Here is a 22,521-nt window from a genome sequence, read left to right as displayed (position 1 = left end):
GAGATGTCAGAAAGAGTATTAGAAGTGAATGATTTGCATGTTTCCTTTGATATTAACGCTGGGGAAGTGCAAGCCGTTAGAGGTGTAGATTTCTATTTGAATAAGGGCGAAACTTTAGCCATCGTAGGTGAATCAGGTTCTGGAAAATCTGTGACTACAAAAGCAATTACGAAATTGTTCCAAGGGGATGCCGGAAGAATTAAACAGGGCGAAATTATTTTCTTAGGGGAAGATTTAGCACAAAAGTCAGAAAATGAGTTGATAAAATTACGAGGCAAAGATATTTCGATGATTTTTCAAGATCCAATGACATCACTGAACCCTACAATGCAAATAGGCAAACAAGTCATGGAACCACTAATTAAGCATAAGCATTTTAGTAAATCGCAGGCAAAGAAACGCGCGCTAGAAATACTCAATTTAGTTGGATTACCAAATGCAGAAAAAAGATTTAAAGCATATCCTCATCAATTTTCAGGTGGACAACGACAAAGAATTGTTATAGCTACCGCTTTAGCATGTGAGCCTAAAGTATTAATTGCCGACGAACCAACAACGGCTTTAGACGTAACAATGCAGGCTCAAATTTTAGATTTAATGAAAAAGTTACAACAGAAAATTAATACGTCAATTATATTTATTACTCATGATTTAGGTGTTGTAGCAAATATTGCTGATAGAGTTGCCGTGATGTATGGTGGTCAAATGATTGAAACTGGGGATGTGGATGAAATATTTTATGATCCTAAACATCCTTATACATGGGGGTTGTTGTCATCAATGCCAGATTTAGATACTAAAAATGATACACCATTGGTTGCAATTCCAGGAACTCCACCCGACTTATTAAATCCACCACAAGGCGATGCGTTTGCGCGTCGTAGTCAATATGCATTAGATGTTGATTTCAAAGCCGAACCACCATGGTTTAAAATTTCTCCTACGCATTTTGTGAAATCGTGGTTGTTAGATGAGCGCGCGCCTAAAGTTGAACCACCAGAAATGGTTCAGAAAAGGGCTCATAACATGCCTAATAATTACGACAAGCCACTAAAAGTAGAAAGGGTGTCGTTTAATGAAAAATAAAGATATTTTACTAGAAGTTAAACACCTTAAACAATATTTCAATGAGGGTAAACGAAATGAAGTAAGAGCCATAGAAGATATTTCATTTAATATTTATAAGGGTGAGACATTAGGGCTTGTTGGAGAATCAGGTTGTGGTAAATCAACGACTGGAAAAGCAATTATTAAATTAAATGAAATTACCAGTGGTGAAATTATGTATGATGGCGTAGATATTCAAAAAATAAAAAATAGAAAAGACTCACTACGATTCAATAAGAAAATTCAAATGATTTTTCAAGATCCATATGCATCATTAAACCCACGTTTAAAAGTTATGGATATCGTAGCAGAAGGCATAGATATTCATAAAATGGCAGTAAATAAACGTGATCGCAAGAAACGTGTCTATGATTTGCTTGAAACGGTAGGGTTAAGTAAAGAACATGCGAACAGATATCCACATGAATTCTCTGGTGGTCAACGCCAACGTATCGGCATTGCTCGTGCATTAGCAGTAGAACCAGAATTTATTATTGCCGATGAACCAATATCAGCACTGGACGTATCTATTCAAGCACAAGTCGTAAATTTAATGCTGAAGTTACAACAAGAACGAGGTATTACATTTTTATTTATTGCACATGATTTATCGATGGTTAAATATATTTCAGATCGTATTGCTGTCATGTATTTTGGGAAAATAGTTGAATTAGGACCTTCTGAAGAGATATATCATCATCCACTACACGATTATACAAAATCTTTACTTTCAGCTGTTCCTCAACCTGATCCGGAAAGTGAAAGAACAAGAGAACGTGTTGCTTATATCGCTGATGATAACCTTGATAATGATAGAACATTAATGGAAATACGGCCAGAACATTATGTTTTTGTGACAAATGAAGAAGCAGAACAGCTCAAGACACAGTCAATGGTTAGTCATACTTAAATTTAGGGGAAGGGGGAATAAGAACATGAAAAAGTTGATGTCGATACTTGCATTTTTCTTAGTTACAAGCACTGCACTTACTGGGTGTGGCAATAAAGAAAGTTTATATTCCGACAAAGGAAATGTGTTTAGAAAAGTTTTAACTCAAGATATGTCTTCACTAGATACAGGATTAATTACAGAAGAAATATCATTTGAAGTTACAGCGCAAGCCTTTGAAGGATTATATGTACTTGGACGTGGAGACAAAGCAGAATTAGGGGTAGCCCAAGATTTTCCTAAAAAATCAAACGGCGGAAAGACATTGACAGTTAAGTTGAAAAAAGATGCGAAATGGTCAAATGGAGATCCTGTCACGGCGCAAGATTTTGTTTATGCTTGGAGAAAGGTAGTTAATCCTAAAACAGGGTCAGAATTTGCGTATATTATGAATGATATCAAAAATGCATCACAGATTAATACAGGAAAAAAGCCAGTTAAAGACTTAGGGATTAAAGCTTTAGATAGTCATACTTTAAAGATAGATTTAGAAAAACCAATTCCATATATTAACCAATTATTAGCTTTAAACACATTCGATCCACAAAATGAAAAAATTGCCAAAAAATATGGTGAAAGTTATGGAACAAAAGCTAACAAAGCAGTTTATAACGGACCTTTTAAAGTTGATCAATGGAAACCAGAAGATAAAATAATGTTGTCAAAAAATGATAAATATTGGGATAGAGATAAGGTTAAACTAGATAAAGTAAATTATAAAGTACTTAAGGATCAACAGGCTGGTGCTTCCTTATACGATACGGGTTCAATAGATGATACAACGATTACTGCTGATCAAGTTAATAAATATAAAAAATCAAGTGGTTTAAAATATCGTTTAACTTCAGGCACCTTTTTTATTAAAATGAATGAAAAAGAATTTCCAGCTTTTAAAAATAAAAATTTAAGGTTGGCTATCGCACAATCTATTAATAAACAAGGCTTTGTAGATTCAGTTAAAAACAACGGTTCTACACCTGCTAATACTTTTACTGCTAAAGGCGTTGCAAAATCCCCAAACAATAAAGATTTTGCAAGTACTATAGATTCAGAATTAAAATATAATCCAAAATCTGCTAAGTCACATTGGGATAAAGCTAAAAATGAATTAGGAAAAAATCAAATTGCTTTTTCAATGAACACAGAGGATACACCAGATGCTAAAATAGCAGCTGAATATATAAAATCACAAGTTGAAAAAAACTTGCCAGGTGTAACACTAAAAATAAAACAATTGCCATTTAAGCAAAGAGTAAATTTAGAATTAACTGAGAATTTCCAAGCATCATTAGGTGGTTGGTCTGCAGATTATCCCGATCCAACCGCATATTTAGAAATTATGACGACAGGAAACGCACAAAACAATACAGACTGGGGTAATAAAAAATATGATAGTTTGATAAAATCGGCTAAAGGTGATTTATTGCAGAAAACAAATGAAAGATATCAAGCAATGAAGCAAGCAGAAGAATTATTGTTAGATGATGCGCCAGTAGCACCAATATATCAAAAAGGAGAAGCACACTTGATGAATCCTCAAGTGAAAAACTTTTACTTCCACAAAGTTGGCCCAAACTATTCATTAAAACAAGTATATATTGATAAATCGATTGATAGAGAAACAGGTAAGAAGAAATAAATAATAGTTACCTATCATTACCTATAAATTGAAGTTCTACTAGGAAAAGTTGTGAAATTAATATGATAAAGGCGAGAATAGTCCTAATGACTAAATTATCGCCTTTTTCATATTAATTACATTATTAGCTGTAATGCCAGGTTTTAAAAGGCTATTATATCTTATTTGTTCTTTGTTATAAATTTCACTTGCTAATTCAACAAATAACTTATTTGGTGGCTGCATGTACGATGTAATTTAAATCTGATTTATGATTTTTAAATGTGATAAACATGCGTTTAAACATAGAGCGATTGTCTTTTTTTAGTGCATTTTTAATTATTTTAATTGTACCAAATATACCTTCGTCATAAATCATACCTTTTGGTGTCATTAATGTCATAGGTTCATAGTGATTATGTACGCTACTAAATCCAGCTTCTTTGTAAAGTTGTGTCCAATGCTCTGGTGTAAGCGGTGTTACATTGACATTGATTGCAGACGATAGGTGTTGAATTACTTCTTTTTCCTTATCATCATTCATAACAGCAACATCTTGAGTAAGTAATATACCTCCTGGTTTTAGCACTCGAAAGTATTCTGCTACTGCTTGTTGTTTTGCTTTCATTGGTAACATGGTAAGCATCGCTTCATTTAAAATAATATCGAATTGATTATCTTCGAAAGGAAGGCGGATAGCATTTGCTTGCTGTAGCTGTATGAGATGTTCTAAATGAGCTTTTTTAACATTTAAACGACCTTTATCAAGTGCTTTTTTATTTAAATCTACGGCTGTAATGTGGCATTGATATGTTTTGGCTAAATAAATGGAGGTCGTACACATATTACAAGCTACTTCTAACACTTGTTTTTTATAACTAAATTGTCCTTGAGTAATTAACCAGTCTGTTGCTTTTTTACCTCCGGGGCGTAAGCGTGTTTTACCTAATTTTGCTAAAAAAGTGTGTCCAGGTTCTTTTGACATGATGTATAGCCAGCTCCTTAATGATAATTACTATTAATCAAATTTTATCACGTTAATTTGATAAAGGTTATGGCTATTTAATGAAAAATAAAAGGGAGAGAGACTACGAATTCATAATGAATTCGTAGTCTCTCTCCGGCAAGATTGTTTTCAAGTACTTTGAAGCGGGTACATTATATTTAGTTATTAACGTTTACGTCCCAATCCCATAGCTTTTTCCATCTTTTTCAATGTTTTCATTGACGCTTTATGTGCTTTATCGCGGCCTTTATCTAAAATAATATCTAGTTCTTCAGATTGATAAAATGCATTATATTTTTCTTGGAAAGTAGTAAGGAAATCTTTGACAATTTCCGCTAAGTCAGATTTTAATTTGCCATAACCTTCACCTTCATATTTCTGTTCAATATCTTGAATAGATTCATCTGTAAGACTGGAATATATAGATAAAAGATTAGAAATACCAGGTTTATTATCACGATCAAATTTGATAATACCATCAGAGTCGGTAACTGCACTTTTGATTTTTTTAGCAGCAATATGAGGTTCATCTAATAATGAAATAAAGTTTTTTTGATTATCATCACTTTTGCTCATCTTTTTAGTTGGTTCTTGAAGACTCATTACTCGTCCACCTATTTTAGGCATGCGAATTTCAGGTTTAGTTAACACATCATTATAGCGACTGTTAAATCGTTCAACTAAATTACGCGTTAATTCCATATGTTGTTTTTGATCTTCACCAACAGGAACAATGTTTGTATTATATAAAACAATGTCTGCTGCCATCAATGGAGGATAAGTTAGTAAGCCGGCTGGTATACCATCTGTGCGCTTTTGCGCTTTATCTTTGTATTGAGTCATTCGCTCTAATTCACCTACAGATGCAATTGTAGTTAGCATCCAACCTGCTTGGACGTGTGCAGGTACTTCAGATTGAATGAATAGCGTTGATTTGTCTGGGTCAATACCTGAAGCTAAGTAAATCGCAGCTAATTGTTTAATTTGTTTACGTAACTTTAAACGATCCTGAGGGACTGTTATTGCATGTTGATCAACGATACAAAAAAAACAGTCATAGTCATCTTGAACTTCTACAAATTGCTTTAAGGCTCCAATGTAGTTACCTAATGTTGGTATACCACTTGGTTGGATTCCAGAAAATAAAGTTTCCATATGTATGCCTACTTTCTAAAATAATAATTTCGTTTTTAACTATTATAACAGTATTTCTTTAAAATGAAAGTTATGTTAAACTATGTACGTACCTGATTTATAAGACGTTTCGGCATATTGAAAGAATTTAAAGATTTCTCAGAAAAATGAGGATTTTCTCATTTAATTTTAATGTTAGATGTCTATAATAAGTATTGTAAGATTAAGAGAGATAAAAAAGTGCAATATCTTAATCATTAAATTATAAAATCAATGAATAATATTCATTCTATAGGAGAGTGAGATGTATGGTAACATTATTTACTTCACCAAGTTGCACATCTTGCCGTAAAGCGAAAGCATGGTTACAAGAACATGACATTCCATATACGGAGCGTAATATTTTTTCTGAACATTTAACAATTGATGAAATTAAACAAATTTTAAAAATGACTGAAGATGGAACAGACGAAATTATTTCTACTCGTTCAAAAACATACCAAAAATTGAATGTAGATATCGATTCTTTACCATTACAAGATTTATATTCTATTATTCAAGATAATCCTGGATTGTTACGTCGCCCAATTATTTTAGATGACAAACGATTACAAGTGGGTTATAACGAAGATGAAATTAGACGTTTCTTACCAAGAAAAGTTCGTACTTTCCAATTGAAAGAAGCTCAACGTTTAGTAGATTAATATTTAAACGGTCTTAACTTATCAAAGTGTTAATTATGATATTTTAAATGTACAACAGCGCTGCGTGACGTAGTGCTGTTTTTTGTACTTAAATTAGGGAATGTGTTATTATAGGGAATCGATAGTGAGGCTTTGATCATTCAGAACAAATCAATTGTATTTTTACAGACGTTTTAATACAATATGATTACGATTCATCGACTGTAAGGAGTGAGATGATATGAGAATAGAACGCGTAGATGAAACAACTGTTAAATTGTTTATAACTTATAGTGATATTGAGGCTAGAGGTTTTAGTCGTGAAGATTTATGGACAAACCGTAAACGCGGAGAAGAATTCTTTTGGTCAATGATGGATGAAATTAATCAAGAAGAAGAATTTGTGGTCGAAGGTCCATTGTGGATTCAAGTGCATGCATTTGAAAAAGGTGTAGAAGTACTTATTTCAAAATCTAAAAATGATGAAGCCATGGATGAAGCTATGAACATGTCTGACGATGATGCAAATGATCAATTTGACCAGCAGTTAAATGAATTACTTGCAGCTAGTGTGTTAGATAAAGACCAAAAAGCAGACGATATGTTTGAACAACGTGCCAATAATAAATCTACTAATAAATCAGATACGGTCCAAAGTCAACGTGCCAATATGAGAACAATTATTGTTAAATTTGATGATTTGGAACATGTGATTGATTATGCTTATCATCATAATCAAGCGACTGACTCATATGAAGACTTGCTTTATATGCTTGATTCTAATTACTATTATGCAGTTCACTTCGATGAGAAGGTTGAACAAGAAGACATCAATGATTTTTATAGTCAATTATTAGAATATGCTTATCCTACTGATAAGACTGAAGTATATTTAGATGATTATGGAAAAATTATTATGAGTTACAATGTAACTGCTCAAGTACGTCGTTATTTTCCAGATACAGCTGAATAATGAGTTGTTATAAGTTACCAAGATACGTTAGCGTGTCTTGGTTTTTTTGTTGAAGTAATTTGAAGATAATGTACGTTTAATATTTATGAGGTGTTGACATTTGTTAAGTGCATTTAATAACAAAAGACAACTGATAAAGGCAGTAGACGCAATGAATTCCGAGCATTATTACTGTCCCAGCTGTAGGGAGTTAGTGATTTTAAAGAGAGGTTATAAAGTCAAGGCACATTTTGCCCATCGTTCCCACAGTTTATGTATACATGCTAAAGGAGAATCACAATTACATTATCAAATGAAATATCACATTGCTCAATCATATCTTTTGCATGGACAGAAGGTAGAAATAGAACCTTTTTTAACTGATATTCAGCAATACCCTGATCTTTTAATAAATGACAAATTTGTTATTGAATTACAACTTTCTACAATTCCATTTAATATCATAAAGCAGCGTACAAAAGGATTAATGTCTGTAGGAAAGCATGTAATTTGGTTGCTTCAAGGTCTACAATTTAGCCGAAATCAATTGACTCTAACACAGTTTCAAAGTAGTTTTATCCATCCAGAACAGCGCACACTTTATGAATGGGATGATAGAGAAAAGTCATTTTATTGTTATCATCACATTCAACATCTTGGAGGCAAGCGCTTTAGTGCAAGGAAAACACAGACTTCTCCACTTAATATATTAAAGTTACAATCACCATGCCCGTCAGTTTCCTTTAAATTAGCTAATCATCATATAAAATATTATATTCAACAATGTCGAAGACAAAATTCAGTTTTAGAACCAACTTTAAGTGCAATATATCAATTACGACTATCAGATGATCAAGCTACTCAATTTTTAGGTTATATTTTTCCCAATCAAATTTATATCAATTCTCATCCAATCGCATGGCAAGCACAGTTATTGTTGTATTTAGCACATAAAATTAACTTTAATTCCTTTAAATCAAGCGTTAAATTTAGGAATTTACTTTTTTCGAATGCAACAGAGGAAGATATTTTAAACATGTTAATTACACAATATAAACAAACATTTGATTCGATGTTTAAACGTGCAAAATAAGCTAGAACGTGAGAAAATTAGAAATATCACATTCACAAGGAGGTATATATAATGAGTCAACAACTAACTCGCGAAGAACAAGAACAACAATATCCTCAATATACTTGGGATTTAACTACTATTTTTGAAAGTGATGAAGCGTTCGAACAAGCGTTTAAATCAGTTGAAAATAAAATTGGAGAAGAGCAACGATATCAAGGACATCTTGGTGATAATGCACAAACATTATATGAGGCTTTGGCCTTTGAAGATGAACTAGGAAGTCAACTTGAAAAAGTATATGTTTATGCCCATTTAAAACAGGACCAAGATACTGCCAATGATAAATATACTGGTTTCGAGTCACGTGCGCATCAATTAATTATTAAGTTTAGCTCAGCTTGGAGCTTTTTAATTCCTGAAATTTTACAAATTGATGAAGTTAAACTTCAAACGTTCATCGATGAAAATGATAATTTAAAGCGATACGCGTTTGATTTAAAATTAATCAATGAAAAGCGTGAACATATTTTAGATGCAGATACGGAAAAATTATTAACTGAAGCTCAAGATGCATTATCAACACCGTCAAATGTCTATGGTATGTTTTCAAATGCAGATTTGGAATTTGAAGATGCAATTGATAAAGATGGTAATACACACCCATTAACACAAGGTACATTTATTAAATATCTAGAGTCAGATGACCGGAAGTTGCGTGAATCAGCATATAAAAATGTCTATAAAGCATATGGTTCTCATAATAATATGTTAGGCGCAACATTAGCTGGTGAAGTGAAAAAGAATGTATTTAATGCAAGAACGCATCATTATAAATCTGCACGTCAACGTGCATTAAGTAACAATCATATTCCAGAAGAAGTCTATGACAATTTAGTGGATACAGTTCACAAATATTTACCGTTATTACACAGATACACTAAATTACGTCAAGAATTACTAGGTTTAGATGACTTGAAAATGTACGACTTATATACACCATTAGTAAAAGATATTAAATTTGAAATGCCTTATGAAGAAGCGAAATCATGGATGCTTAAAGCACTAGAACCTATGGGCGAAGAATATTTAAATGTCGTCAAAGAAGGCTTAGAAAATCGTTGGGTAGACGTATATGAAAATAAAGGTAAACGTTCAGGTGGCTACTCTTCAGGTGCGCATTTGACGAATCCGTTTATTTTATTAAACTGGTCTGATACTATATCGGATTTGTATACATTAATTCATGAATTTGGACATTCAGCTCATAGTTATTTTAGTCGACAAAATCAACCTTCAAATGCGAGTGATTACTCAATATTTGTGGCAGAAGTTGCTTCTACATGTAATGAAGCGCTTTTAAGTGATTATATGGATAAGCATCTTGATGACGAACGTCGTTTACTATTATTAAACCAAGAGTTAGAACGTTTTAGAGCAACATTATTCCGTCAAACGATGTTTGCAGAATTTGAACACAAGATTCATCAAATTGAAGAAGCGGGAGAACCATTGACACCTACTCGCATGAACGAAGAATATGCAGCTTTAAATAAACAATATTTTGGAGAAACTGTGGAAACAGATGAAGATATCAGTAAAGAATGGTCTAGAATTCCACATTTCTATATGAATTATTATGTTTATCAATATGCAACAGGTTATAGTGCCGCTCAAAGTTTAAGTCATCAAATATTGACAGAAGGTAAACCGGCCGTAGAACGCTATATCAATGAATTCTTGAAAAAAGGTAGTTCAAATTATCCAATTGAAATATTGAAAAATGCCGGTGTTGACATGACTTCACCAAAACCAATCGAACAAGCATGTGAAGTATTTGAACAAAAATTAGATGCATTTGAAAAATTAATAAAAGCATAGGCTGTGGTGAATGTTCGTATTGGTCACGCTTACAATTTGTCAAGTTTGTGACAAATTGAATGAAACAAGAATTTCTTATTGAAACACCTTGTTGTGCGTGTTATATTATGAACATGAAATTAATCACATAACAAACATACCCCTTTGTTTGAAGTGAAAAATTTCTCCCATCCCCTTTGTTTAGCGTCGTGTAATCAGACACGGCGTTTTTTTTATACCCAAAAACAAAACATTCAAACGAGACACAAAAAATCAAACAAAGCAACCAAAAACACAAACAAAAAACGAACAGGGCCCCAGCACAAAGAAATTCCGTAAGAAATTTAACAGAAATGTGCAAGCTGGGGAACGGGGCCCCAGCACAAAGAATTTCTGTAAGAAATTCAACAGAAATGTGCAAGCTGGGGAAACAGGGCCCCAACAAAGAGAAATGCCCAAGTATTTCAACAAAAACGTGCCCCAGTAAGGTATTTAAAAAACAATTATATTTTTATGTATAGAAATGGGAGTTATCAAAGTAGCAGGGCGTTAATTGATTTCTTTGTTGGCAAAAAGCCGAACATTATTATCAGTAAATACAAAAACCACACATCAACTAGTATTAGATGCGTGGTTTTATATATGTGTAGATAAAGTATAAAATCTCCTACAATTTTGGCATTTTAGATTTCCAAAAATGTCCTTCAGGATAATATAATTTTTCGATTTTTTGTTGTAAAACGAGTTTTTTCAATTCTTTATTAAGCAATTTTTCTGGCCATTCATAAATGGTTAATAATTCTTCCATCGTGACAAGTTGTTTTTTCTGGATATATATTTCCAATTTAGGTGGAAGTTGCTTTTCAATCGGAGTGCCCATTAATTCGTTAATAATATACGTATATATATGGTATGGATATAATCCTTCAACTTTCAGACCTTCTTCATGAATGTTCTCATTGAAGAATACAAGTGAAGGAGATTGTTCAATTTCCATTTCTCTAGCAATATGAAGATCTACTTTCAGACTTTCAGTTAATTTACTAGTTTGTAAATCCTCTTTGAACACTTCATAATCAAGCCCAGCATTTTTAATACAATTACAAATCATATCTTCTGTAATAATATCGCATTTAGGGACAATCTCATTTTGCATTAAATGTATAAAGCGTTCAGCTCTGAGCCGACCTTGTAATTCTGCAGCTTTATAAGCTAAAGCAATATTATCAAACTCTGATGTACTTTGAGCTTGGCATTTGGTCAAGACGCGTAATGAAGGATTTAGTATATGTCTTATTCTAATGTATTGATTATATTCAATTCGAAGTTTAGAAATCAATGCAGATAATTTAAAGCAATCTGAGTCAAATGGGTCAAAAAATGAATAGATTTCAATTTTGCTTACAGGTGACAGATTTGCATCTTCACGACTCTCATTGTGCATTAATTTTAATTCTTCAGCCATGTTTTTCACCTTCAATGTCTAGTTAAGCATTTACCATATGGTTCGCAGTTAAGCGAAGTCGCTCATATAAGTATTCACCAACACCGGCTGGAAATTGTGCGGCTTGGATTGCTATATACATATTTTCCAACCATGCGTCACGTTCATATGTTGTAATTTTAAATCTTAAGTGTCGCTTCTTAAGCATTGGATGTCCATGTTCAGCTGTGTATAAATTAGGACCACCCAGAAATTGCGTTAAGAATTGCTTTTGCTTTCGACTTGTTTCTTGAAAATCTCCAGGAAATAAGTGATTAATTCTGTCGTCTTGTTCTACGAGAGCATAAAAATGATCTATCATCTTGTATAGCGCTTCTTGACCTATAATGTCGTAAGGTGTTGATGTCATGTAATCACCTATTTCTTGTAATTATATATCTAATATAACATGAATTTTTACATTTAAAAGTATTTCGCCTTCCAGTACAACGCTTTAATATTTATATAATCATTGTGCTTTGTAATCGAAGAATCGCTGTACTTTGTTCTTAGGTTTAACATAGTCAATTCCACATTCTTGAAGAAAATTTAGAAAGATTTGCTTGCCTTGTTCGTAATCATTAACCTCAAATTCAAGTTCATAGTCTTCAGTTCCCAAGTATTCACTATGGTCAAGAACAAGAAGTTGATGTTTAAAGTATACTTCCATGCGATGTGTTGTTAGGGAACCTAAAATGTTTAATTCATCATCAGTTATATCGAATTGCATCAATTGATGTTGAATATCTTCAGGAAATTGTTGTAATGTCAAAGTTTTACCAATTTCAGGTATAAGATTGGTGGAATGATTATATTCTGTTAATCCAACAGTTGCAGGTACTTTTAAAGTAAGTTCATAGCTGTCATCTTTGACACGGATGCGCAAAGCACTATGGTTAGCTTTCAGTTTAAAATCGCTAGTATCTATATAAAAATTTGTTTGTGAAAAAGGCATAACATTTTGAAAATACTTTTGACGGATATCATCATATTGTGAAGCAGTTAATAACTGTTTAAATTCAATTTCGTGATTTGTTGACATGGATTGACACTCCTTTAACACATGCTGTGATAATAACATTAATATTATGCAGTAATTCATCAAAAAGTTAAAGTAAACGTGTGCGCTGGGATATTATTAAACCACTGTGGTTTCTTTTGCAAGTACTAGTTTGAAACATGTGTTATGTATGAGATTTATGTTAAAATAGTAACGAAAATAAGGAGGAACAGGCATGCGTATTTATGTAAATGAAATTAAAGTTAAAGATGATGGCATTTATTGCTACTCAGATGACCCAACAGATGGTTTGGAAGAAGTAGGACAAATGCTTGTAGATAGTGATAATTATGGATTTGCTTACATATTAGATGATGGACAGTCCTATTCATACCTCATTTTTGTAGAAGAAACATGGTCAATGTTGCATGAAAATAGAGATAAAACCATTATTGTAAATGATGATTTGAAATTAGAACATTTTCAGGAAGAATTCGATTTTATACTAGATAATATCGTTGGCAATAATAATTATGGTAAGGAGTTTGTAGCAGCAGTAGAAAAAACTTTTGAACTAGAGTGAAGCGGAGTGAAGTAATATGAATCAATGGGATCAATTTTTAACACCTTATAAGCAAGCTGTAGATGAATTAAAAGTAAAACTTAAAGGATTACGTAAGCAATATGAAGTTGGAGAACATGCATCGCCCATTGAATTTGTCACCGGCCGTGTTAAGCCAATTACTAGTATAATCGATAAAGCGAATAAGAGAGGTATACCCTTTGATCGCTTGCAACAGGAAATGTATGATATCGCTGGATTAAGAATGATGTGTCAATTTGTAGATGATATTGATGTTGTTGTTAAGATGTTACGACAAAGACAGGATTTTAGAGTGATTGAAGAGCGTGACTATATTAATAATACAAAACAAAGTGGCTATCGTTCGTATCATGTAATTATCGAATATCCAATTGAGACATTAGATGGTCAGAAAAAGATTTTAGCTGAAATTCAAATTCGTACTTTAGCGATGAATTTCTGGGCTACGATCGAACACACATTACGTTATAAATATGATGGCGATTATCCAGATGAGATACAGCACCGATTAGAACGTGCTGCTGAAGCGGCTTATTTACTTGATGAAGAAATGTCTGAAATTAAAGAAGAAATACAAGAAGCACAAAAATATTATTCACAAAAACGAGCTAAAAAACATGATAATAATTAATGAGGTGTAAAGTAATGCGTTATACGATTCTATCCAAAGGTGACTCGAAGTCGAATGCATTAAAGCATAAAATGATTAGTCATATGAAGGACTTTCACATGACACAGAATGATGAGAATCCAGAAATAGTTATATCTGTTGGTGGAGATGGTACTTTACTTCAAGCATTTCATCAATACAGTCATATGCTTTCCCAAGTCGCTTTTGTAGGGGTGCACACTGGTCACTTAGGATTTTATGCTGATTGGTTACCTCATGAAGTGGAAAAATTAATTATAGAAATTAATAATTCTGAGTTTCAAGTCATTGAATACCCATTATTAGAAATGATTGTACGCTATAATGATAATGGTTATGAGACGCGTTACTTGGCATTGAATGAAGCAACGATGAAAACGGATAATGGCTCTACACTGGTTGTTGATGTTAATATTCGTGGTAAACATTTTGAACGCTTTAGAGGAGATGGTTTGTGTATCTCTACACCATCTGGGTCTACTGCTTATAATAAGGCGTTGGGAGGGGCATTAATTCATCCTTCCCTTGAAGCAATTCAAATTGCTGAAATTGCCTCAATCAATAATAGAGTATTCCGTACGGTCGGTTCACCACTTGTCTTGCCTAAGCACCATACATGTTATATCACACCTGTAAACCATGATACAATTCGTACAACCATTGATCATGTCAGCATTAAACATAAAAATGTCAGCGGTATTCAATATAGAGTTGCCAATGAAAAAGTAAGGTTTGCTCGTTTTAGACCTTTCCCATTTTGGAAACGTGTCCATGATTCCTTTATTGAAAGTGATGACGAACGATGAGATTCACTTATGCAATCAAATCACCTGATGTACTAAAGTCATTTTTACAACAACAAGGTTTTTCCAAGAAAACGACAAGCGCCATTAAACAAAATGGCGCTTTACTTGTTAATCATGAGCCGGTCACAGTGCGTTATCAATTGCAACCGGGAGATAAGCTCACGATTATTTTGCCTACTGAAATTCCAAGTGCTAATTTACAAGCCTTTCACCATCCACTTGATATTGTTTACGAAGATGATTATCTATTAATCGTATGTAAACCGAGTTTACAAAATTGTGCACCATCGAGGGAGCATCCACATGAAAGTTTAATTGAACAAGTGCTAGCTTATTGTCACGAGAATGATAATGATTTTACACCACATATTGTGACAAGACTGGATCGTAATACCACAGGTTTAGTGTTATTAGCTAAACATGGTCACATTCATCATCTCTTGTCACATATCAAAATAAACAAGCGTTATATAGCACTGTGTCATGGCGCAACTCAGCCAGAAGGAATTATAGAAGCGCCTATAGCCCGTGCAAATGATAGTATTATTACGCGGCAAGTTTCATCCACTGGTAAGTATGCTAAATCAACTTATCGAACGCTTAATAGCAAACAAAACGTTAGTTTATGTGAAGTTACATTACATACAGGACGCACACATCAAATCCGTGTACATTTTCAATACATTGGACATCCTTTGATAGGAGATGCGTTATATGGTGGAAATCATGATATGATTCACAACCATTGTTTGCAATGTACGGCATTACAATTTAAGCATCCTATTTTGCATAAAACGATATCAATAACTATTGATTATAAACAACTAATATGCCTGTATAACATGCTATAATAAACCAGTAATGGAGGTGTTCCAATTGTCTATGGAGATAGAGAAAGCGGACAATGATCAACATGCGGTATATAACCAATCACTACTAGATGAATTATTAAATAACAATGATATTGATGATTTTAGAAAAGAATTTCTCGCAATGCATTCATATGAGCAAAGCGAGTATTTTGAGGATAGCGATAATGTTATTAGACATAAAATATTTCAATTGTTATCACCTCAAGAAGTTGCTGGATTTTTCGATCAATTAGAAATAGATGATGAGGATTATGAGCAATTATTCGACACAATGAATGCACAATATGCAAGTAAAGTTTTAGAAGAAATGTCCTACGATAACGCGGTAGATATATTAAATGAGTTATCAAAACCCAAAGTAGCAAGTTTGCTGACATTGATGAATAAAGACGATGCCAATGAGATTAAGGCATTACTGCATTATGAAGAAGATACAGCCGGCGGGATTATGACGACGGAATATATATCATTAGAGGCTGAAACACCAGTTAAAGAAGCATTGATGCTTGTCAAATCACAAGCTCCTGATGCAGAGACCATCTATGTTATTTTCGCAACGAATGTAGAAGGACAATTGGTTGGTGTTCTATCATTACGTGACTTAATTGTTTCTGAAAATGATGCTTATATAGAGGACATTATGAGTGAGCGTGTAATTAGTGTGAACGTTGCAGACGATCAAGAGCATGTTGCACAAAAAATGAGAGACTATGATTTTATTGCGTTACCAGTTGTTGATTATCAGGACCATCTGCTTGGGATCATAACTATTGACGATATTTTAGATGTTATGGATGAAGAAGCTAGTGAAGACTATTCTCGTTTGGCCGGTGTTTCTGACATTGATTCAACGAATGATTCAATTGTAAAAACAGCAGCAAAACGTTTACCTTGGCTCATTATTTTAACATTTTTAGGTATGATAACAGCTACCATTTTAGGCAATTTTGAAGATACTTTATCTAAAGTTGCTTTATTAGCAGCATTTATTCCAATTATCAGCGGGATGTCAGGAAATTCAGGCACTCAATCACTAGCCGTTTCAGTTCGGAATATTTCGACAGGAGAGATTGATGAACAAAGTAAGTTTAGAGTTGCATTACGTGAAGCGGGGAGTGGCATGTTATCTGGTTCGGTTTGCGCTATCATCTTATTTCTAATTATCGTTGTTGTTTTCAAACAGCCGTTTTTAGCTTTAATTGTTGCAGCAAGTTTAACTATAGCTATGACGGTTGGTACTTTAGTAGGTTCCATGATTCCATTATTAATGAATAAAATAAACATCGATCCTGCAGTAGCAAGCGGTCCGTTTATTACTACAATTAATGACATTGTTAGTATGTTAATTTATTTCGGATTAGCAACATCATTTATGTCATATTTAACTTAGGGGGGCGCATATGGAGTTTTTCTCACTTGTAATTGTTGTCGTAGCGGCATTTTTTACGCCGATATTAGTAAATCGTTTAAATATTAGTTTTTTACCTGTTGTTGTAGCAGAAATTTTAATGGGAGTGATTATTGGGAATTCTTTTCTAAATTTAGTTGAAAAGGATAGCATGCTCAATATTTTATCAACGCTTGGCTTTATCTTTTTAATGTTTTTAAGTGGTCTTGAGATTGATTTTTCAGCCTTTAAAAAAGACACACGCAATCGTCAGGGGCAAAGTCAAGAGGATAAAAATGTGCCTAGCCATTTAAATATGGCGTTAACTGTTTTTATCTTTATTATGATTATTTCTATTGTTTTAGCTTATGCTTTTAAATGGCTAGGTTTAGTTGATGATGTGCTATTGATGATCATTATTATTTCGACAATTTCTTTAGGTGTTGTCGTGCCAACGCTAAAGGAAATGAATATTATGCGCACGACGATTGGACAGTTTATTTTATTAGTAGCAGTATTAGCAGACTTGTTTACTATGGTGTTATTGACAGTATACGGTGCATTAAATGGTCAAGGTGGCGGTTCGATATGGTTATCAGCGATTTTAGTTGTTTTTACCGCTATTTTTTATATTATTGGTATTCTGTTCAAACATATGTCCTTTTTACAAAAATTAATGTCAGGTACAACACAAATTGGAATCCGTGCGATTTTTGCATTAATTATTTTATTAGTAGCATTGGCTGAAGGCGTGGGTGCTGAATACATTTTAGGTGCGTTTTTAGCTGGTGTCGTAGTTTCATTACTTAAACCCGATGAGGAGCTTGTGCAAAAATTAGATTCATTTGGTTATGGCTTTTTTATACCGATATTTTTTATTATGGTTGGTGTAGATTTAGACATACCATCACTTATTAAGGAACCCGCTTTATTGATTATTATACCGGTATTGATAGGTGCATTTTTAATATCAAAACTCTTACCAGTATTATTTATTCGACGATGGTTTGATACGAAAACAACCATTGCGTCAGCATTTTTACTCACTTCAACATTGTCATTAGTTATTGCGACGGCGAAGATAGCTGAACAGCTAAAAACGATATCGTCAGAGACATCTGGTATTTTAATCCTCAGTGCCGTGATTACTTGTGTCTTTGTACCTGTTGTTTTTAAAAAATTATTCCCAATTCCAGATGAAGTTAATCGACGTATTGAAGTGGCGCTCATTGGGAAAAATCAACTAACCATACCAATTGCACAAAATCTAACATCACAGCTTTACAATGTGTCTTTATATTTTAGAAAAGATTTAAGTGATCATCGTCATTTGGCTGATAGTATTACTGTACTAGAAATCAATGATTATGACGAGGCGATATTAACTCGATTAGGTTTATTTGATAATGATATTGTCGTATGTGCAACCAATGATGATGATATCAATCGTCGTGTTGCGATGATGGCAGAAGAACACGGTGTTAATCGAGTGATTTGTCGTTTAGAGACAATGACTGATGACGTGGGAATGAAAAATTCTGGCATAGAAATATTCAGCAACTTTTTAAGCAATAAAATTTTTCTTAAAGGACTTATTGAAACACCCAATATGCTTAATTTACTAAGCAATGTGGAAACATCTTTATATGAAATTGAGATGTTAAATCATAAATATGAAAATCTAGAATTGCGTAATTTCCCATTTGGTGGCGATGTTATCTTTGTACGCATAATTAGAAATAATGAGTCTATCGTGCCACATGGTGATACACAGTTGCGTTATAAAGATCGTTTAATTGTAACAGGGTCTAAGGAATATGTAGATGAACTTAAAGGCGAGTTAGAATTTTATTATTAAGGGAGTGAAAATGTTACTCAATGTGAATTTGTAGTCCCGGCCCGGCAAGGTTGACTAGGATTGAAAAAACGTGGTATCAATGTATTTTCAATCCAGTCAACTACTGCCAATATTTAGTTTTAGCTTAAAACATAATGATGTCTCAGACTCAGGAACATACATGTTACACCACAAGTACCTAGGGCATTAAAACACTTTATTAGACACTAGAAATAGTGTTAAAATGTTGTATGATGCATAGAAGAGAGAGTTATGTATATAAAAAACGAAACAAGGAGATAGTTTAAATGTTAAATCTTGAAAATAAAACGTTTGTCATTATGGGTATTGCAAATAAACGCAGTATTGGGTTTGGCGTAGCTAAAGTATTAGATAAGTTAGGTGCAAAGTTGGTATTTACATACCGTAAAGAACGCAGCCGTAAAGAATTAGAAAAATTATTGGAACAATTAAATCAAAATGATCCAAAATTGTATCAAATTGATGTGCAAAAAGACGAAGATGTTATTAATGGTTTTGCTAAAATTGGTGAAGAAGTAGGCAATATTGATGGCGTTTATCATTCAATTGCCTTTGCAAATATCGAAGATTTACGTGGTCGCTTCTCTGAAACATCACGTGAAGGTTTCTTATTAGCTCAAGATATCAGTTCATATTCATTAACACTTGTAGCGCATGAAGCTAAAAAAATTATGCCTCATGGCGGTAGTATTGTGGCAACAACATATCTTGGTGGCGAATTTGCCGTTCAAAATTATAATGTGATGGGTGTAGCTAAAGCAAGTTTAGAAGCGAATGTTAAGTATTTAGCGCTAGACCTTGGGCAAGATAACATCCGTGTAAATGCGATTTCTGCTGGCCCAATTCGCACACTTAGTGCTAAAGGCGTAGGTGGTTTCAATACAATTTTGAAAGAGATTGAGGAACGCGCTCCTTTACGTCGTAATGTAGATCAAGAAGAAGTCGGTAAGACAGCAGCATATTTACTTAGTGACTTATCTAGTGGTGTGACAGGTGAAAATATTCATGTAGATAGTGGATTCCACGCGATTAAATAATGATATTTTATTGAACACCGTTTGCACACCATAAATATATGGTAAGACACGGGCCCCAACAAAAAGAATTTCGATAAGAAATTCCACAAGCACAGGAAGTTGGGGTGGGCCTCAACAAAGAGATGTTTGAAATGAAAGCCAACAAACAAAGCGAGTTGGGGTAGCAAAAGAAAGCTGTTTCCTAAGAAAGCAAACCAACAATATAAAATGTTTTAAATAAGCCAGTAAATGAGTTTAAATACAACCCATTTACTGGCTATTTTTCTAGGAATGATGGTCCAGTTTCTTCTTTAGTTTGAAAATATTACACTGCTCTTATTAATCTTTAACGTCACTATTGGCTTTATCCATAATACGAGTGCGGTACTTAAAGATGTTGCTCGCGACTGTTTTCAACACTGCGTATAATGGAACTGCGATAAGTATGAGTGTAAATCCACCTAAATCGCCAGCTGCTAAAATAACGACGATAATTGTTAATGGGTGAATGCTTAACGATTTACCCATTACATTTGGTGTAATGACATTACCTTCAAGTTGTTGTGCAATTAATGTGACTATACAAACCCAGATAAATGTTGTAGGGCTATCGATAATTCCTAAAATGCCAGCTGGTGCGAATGACAACCATGGGCCTAAGAAAGGAATTAAGTTAGCAACACCAGCAAATAATACGAGTAAAGGTGTGTATGGTAATCCGATAATTGTATAACCGATATATAAGATGATTCCTAGGATAACACTAACGGTAACCTGTCCTTGGATATATGATTTTAATGTAAAGTTTAAATCTTGTAATAAACCTACAGCAAAAACTTTACGCTCTCCTTTGAAAAATTTAGCCACAGCTGGAATAAACTTTTCATGATCTTTTAACATATAAATTAAGAAGAACGGTACCATAACCAACAAGAAGATAGTAGAAATAAATGAAGTAATATAACTTAAAGAGTTGGCTAATACATCAGATACGCCATCTCCTAAAGACTTCACAGTATTATTAATACGAGTAGTCACATCACTAGGTAATTTATCCATTTGTTTTAGTGAGAAATTAATAATTCTTTCAACGTCATTTTGAATAGTTGGAATAGCATGAATTAAGCTATTAACATTTGAAATGATGATAGGTGCAATAAATGCAACAACAACTGCAACAATTGCAATCAAAGCAATAAAAATTGTCGTAATACTTGCCCATCTAGGGAAGCCAAATTTTTCCAATAATGTTTGAAATGGTAAACAAATATAAAATAGAAAACCACTTAGTATAAATGGAAGAAACACTGAACCAATGATGGTAGCAATTGGTGTGAATACGCTATGTACCTCCATAATTAATTTTATCAGTAAGAACAGAATTAATAATGCAACACCCGTTCTAAACCACACTTTATTAAGCATATGCTTAAGTCCTCCTAAATTTCATCATTCAATATATTTAAGTATATATCAAAACTTGTAACGACAAAAGTTATTTTAAATATAAACACAAATAAACAATTCAAGTTGAAGTCAAGATATTTTTTAAATGAACTTATCATTACTGTATTTTTCAAATCTTATTTTAAAAGTGAAAATCTCTTGTTACAATATGAATACGATAACTAGGGGGCCAGTCCAAATGTTAGATTTTAAGCCAGGTAAAATTAATAAACATATTTTACATAGTGATATATTACAAAGAGATATTACGTTATCTATATATTTACCCGAAACATATACTAATTTATCAAAATACCAAGTAATCATTTGCTTTGATGGGCTCGATTTTCTTAGATTTGGTCGTATTCAAAGAGTCTATGAACGCTTAAGACAAAATGAACAAATCCATCCAGCCATAATCGTAGGATTTAACTATGAAGATGTAGATAAGCGACGTGCTGAGTTTCATCCACAAGGTCAACGCAGTTCACAGACGATTCAAGCTGTAGGTAAAGAGTTGTTACCGTTTATAGATCAAACATTCCCAACATATAAAGTGGGTAACGCGCGATTATTAATAGGAGATAGCTTAGCCGGAAGTATTGCATTAATGATTGGGCTTACTTATCCGACAATATTTAGTCAAGTTGCCATGTTAAGTCCGATGTATGATGACTCAATTAGAGCACGCTTTGAAGCATGTCAACAACGTGATCAGTTGACGTTATGGCAAGCAATTGGATTGGAAGAGGAAGATTTCAAGTTACCAACGACAGGAGCGCCAGCCAATTTTCTAACACCAAATCGAGAATTGTCGGCACTAATAAAGCGTTATGGTATGTCACACGAATATGTGGAATTTGATGGCGGACATAATTGGAAATCCTGGAAACCAATGTTAGAGGATATTTTGAAATATTTCTTAAAGGTCGAAGAATAAGAAGATTTATAATATGCATAGATTACCAATGGGGCGTATCACAGGCAACACGATTGTT

21 protein-coding genes are annotated in these 22,521 nt (G+C 33.4%); 15 read left to right on the top strand and 6 right to left on the bottom strand.

The window, feature by feature from the left end; translation table 11 throughout:
• Nucleotides 1–3: 3 nt before the first annotated feature.
• The 3 genes from HMPREF2597_RS11180 to HMPREF2597_RS11170 are packed head-to-tail and all read left to right on the top strand — an operon-like array spanning nt 4 to nt 3,695.
• Entirely contained in the window at nt 4–1,086 is a 1,083-nt protein-coding gene (locus HMPREF2597_RS11180; protein WP_002478424.1) for an ABC transporter ATP-binding protein, read from the top strand.
• The gene (locus HMPREF2597_RS11175) at nt 1,076–2,017 is read left to right on the top strand and encodes an ABC transporter ATP-binding protein (protein ID WP_002459519.1); all 942 of its coding nucleotides are present in this window, start codon (nt 1,076–1,078) and stop codon (nt 2,015–2,017) included. The genes HMPREF2597_RS11180 and HMPREF2597_RS11175 overlap by 11 nt, the downstream gene beginning before the upstream one ends.
• A gap of 25 nt (nt 2,018–2,042) precedes the next feature.
• On the top strand, nt 2,043–3,695 hold the full coding sequence (locus tag HMPREF2597_RS11170; RefSeq protein ID WP_002478423.1) for a peptide ABC transporter substrate-binding protein: 1,653 nt from the start codon (nt 2,043–2,045) through the stop codon (nt 3,693–3,695).
• A 208-nt stretch (nt 3,696–3,903) separates the two neighbouring features.
• Here HMPREF2597_RS11170 and HMPREF2597_RS11165 read toward each other — a convergent pair whose 3' ends face one another.
• Nucleotides 3,904–4,659, bottom strand: a complete 756-nt coding sequence (locus HMPREF2597_RS11165) for a class I SAM-dependent methyltransferase (RefSeq protein ID WP_002478422.1) — start codon at nt 4,657–4,659, stop codon at nt 3,904–3,906.
• Nucleotides 4,660–4,845: 186 nt separating this feature from the next.
• A complete protein-coding gene (gene trpS, locus HMPREF2597_RS11160) occupies nt 4,846–5,835 on the bottom strand; it encodes a tryptophan--tRNA ligase (RefSeq protein ID WP_002459515.1) in 990 nt (329 codons plus the stop codon).
• A gap of 287 nt (nt 5,836–6,122) precedes the next feature.
• Between trpS and spxA the strand changes: the two genes are divergently transcribed.
• The 4 genes from spxA to pepF all read left to right on the top strand — a co-directional run bounded on the left by spxA (nt 6,123) and on the right by pepF (nt 10,402).
• Nucleotides 6,123–6,518, top strand: a complete 396-nt coding sequence (spxA, locus tag HMPREF2597_RS11155; protein ID WP_002459514.1) for a transcriptional regulator SpxA — start codon at nt 6,123–6,125, stop codon at nt 6,516–6,518.
• 220 nt (nt 6,519–6,738) lie between these two features.
• Complete coding sequence (mecA, locus tag HMPREF2597_RS11150) at nt 6,739–7,470, top strand: adaptor protein MecA (RefSeq protein ID WP_002478421.1); 732 nt, start codon at nt 6,739–6,741, stop codon at nt 7,468–7,470.
• A 100-nt stretch (nt 7,471–7,570) separates the two neighbouring features.
• A complete protein-coding gene (locus HMPREF2597_RS11145) occupies nt 7,571–8,542 on the top strand; it encodes a competence protein CoiA (protein ID WP_002478420.1) in 972 nt (323 codons plus the stop codon).
• A 51-nt stretch (nt 8,543–8,593) separates the two neighbouring features.
• On the top strand, nt 8,594–10,402 hold the full coding sequence (gene pepF, locus HMPREF2597_RS11140) for an oligoendopeptidase F (protein ID WP_002478419.1): 1,809 nt from the start codon (nt 8,594–8,596) through the stop codon (nt 10,400–10,402).
• A gap of 646 nt (nt 10,403–11,048) precedes the next feature.
• On the opposite strand, the gene yjbH is transcribed toward pepF, so the two are convergent.
• From yjbH to HMPREF2597_RS11125, 3 genes are all read right to left on the bottom strand, one after another.
• A complete protein-coding gene (yjbH, locus tag HMPREF2597_RS11135; RefSeq protein ID WP_002459509.1) occupies nt 11,049–11,846 on the bottom strand; it encodes a protease adaptor protein YjbH in 798 nt (265 codons plus the stop codon).
• Nucleotides 11,847–11,868: 22 nt separating this feature from the next.
• A complete protein-coding gene (locus HMPREF2597_RS11130) occupies nt 11,869–12,234 on the bottom strand; it encodes a truncated hemoglobin YjbI (protein ID WP_002478418.1) in 366 nt (121 codons plus the stop codon).
• 99 nt (nt 12,235–12,333) lie between these two features.
• The gene (locus tag HMPREF2597_RS11125; protein ID WP_002478417.1) at nt 12,334–12,906 is read right to left on the bottom strand and encodes a CYTH domain-containing protein; all 573 of its coding nucleotides are present in this window, start codon (nt 12,904–12,906) and stop codon (nt 12,334–12,336) included.
• A gap of 193 nt (nt 12,907–13,099) precedes the next feature.
• On the opposite strand from HMPREF2597_RS11125, the gene HMPREF2597_RS11120 reads away from it, so the two are divergent.
• The 7 genes from HMPREF2597_RS11120 to fabI all read left to right on the top strand — a co-directional run bounded on the left by HMPREF2597_RS11120 (nt 13,100) and on the right by fabI (nt 20,098).
• Nucleotides 13,100–13,447 (top strand): UPF0738 family protein, encoded by a 348-nt coding sequence (locus HMPREF2597_RS11120; protein ID WP_002459506.1) that lies wholly within the window; start codon nt 13,100–13,102, stop codon nt 13,445–13,447.
• A 16-nt stretch (nt 13,448–13,463) separates the two neighbouring features.
• Nucleotides 13,464–14,099, top strand: coding sequence for a GTP diphosphokinase (locus tag HMPREF2597_RS11115; protein WP_002478416.1), 636 nt, complete (start codon nt 13,464–13,466; stop codon nt 14,097–14,099).
• Between the two features lie 14 nt (nt 14,100–14,113).
• Nucleotides 14,114–14,923, top strand: coding sequence for an NAD kinase (locus HMPREF2597_RS11110; RefSeq protein ID WP_002478415.1), 810 nt, complete (start codon nt 14,114–14,116; stop codon nt 14,921–14,923).
• Entirely contained in the window at nt 14,920–15,774 is an 855-nt protein-coding gene (locus HMPREF2597_RS11105) for an RluA family pseudouridine synthase (protein WP_002478414.1), read from the top strand. The genes HMPREF2597_RS11110 and HMPREF2597_RS11105 overlap by 4 nt, the downstream gene beginning before the upstream one ends.
• A 31-nt stretch (nt 15,775–15,805) precedes the next feature.
• Nucleotides 15,806–17,185, top strand: coding sequence for a magnesium transporter (mgtE, locus tag HMPREF2597_RS11100; protein WP_371089513.1), 1,380 nt, complete (start codon nt 15,806–15,808; stop codon nt 17,183–17,185).
• Between the two features lie 10 nt (nt 17,186–17,195).
• Nucleotides 17,196–19,040 carry a monovalent cation:proton antiporter family protein gene (locus tag HMPREF2597_RS11095; protein WP_070817301.1) on the top strand — a complete coding sequence of 615 codons (1,845 nt, stop codon included), beginning with the start codon at nt 17,196–17,198 and terminating at the stop codon, nt 19,038–19,040.
• A gap of 287 nt (nt 19,041–19,327) precedes the next feature.
• Nucleotides 19,328–20,098 (top strand): enoyl-ACP reductase FabI, encoded by a 771-nt coding sequence (gene fabI, locus HMPREF2597_RS11090; RefSeq protein WP_002459500.1) that lies wholly within the window; start codon nt 19,328–19,330, stop codon nt 20,096–20,098.
• 318 nt (nt 20,099–20,416) lie between these two features.
• Here the strand turns inward: fabI and cozEa are convergent, their stop codons facing one another.
• Nucleotides 20,417–21,502 (bottom strand): lipoteichoic acid biosynthesis protein CozEa, encoded by a 1,086-nt coding sequence (gene cozEa, locus HMPREF2597_RS11085; protein WP_002459499.1) that lies wholly within the window; start codon nt 21,500–21,502, stop codon nt 20,417–20,419.
• A 220-nt stretch (nt 21,503–21,722) separates the two neighbouring features.
• Between cozEa and HMPREF2597_RS11080 the strand changes: the two genes are divergently transcribed.
• Entirely contained in the window at nt 21,723–22,463 is a 741-nt protein-coding gene (locus HMPREF2597_RS11080) for an alpha/beta hydrolase (protein WP_002478412.1), read from the top strand.
• Nucleotides 22,464–22,521: the final 58 nt, after the last annotated feature.

It is taken from the genome of Staphylococcus sp. HMSC063A07, assembly GCF_001836955.1.
Taxonomy (GTDB): Bacteria; Bacillota; Bacilli; order Staphylococcales; family Staphylococcaceae; genus Staphylococcus; species Staphylococcus lugdunensis.
This window is presented reverse-complemented; position numbering and strand designations above follow the sequence as displayed.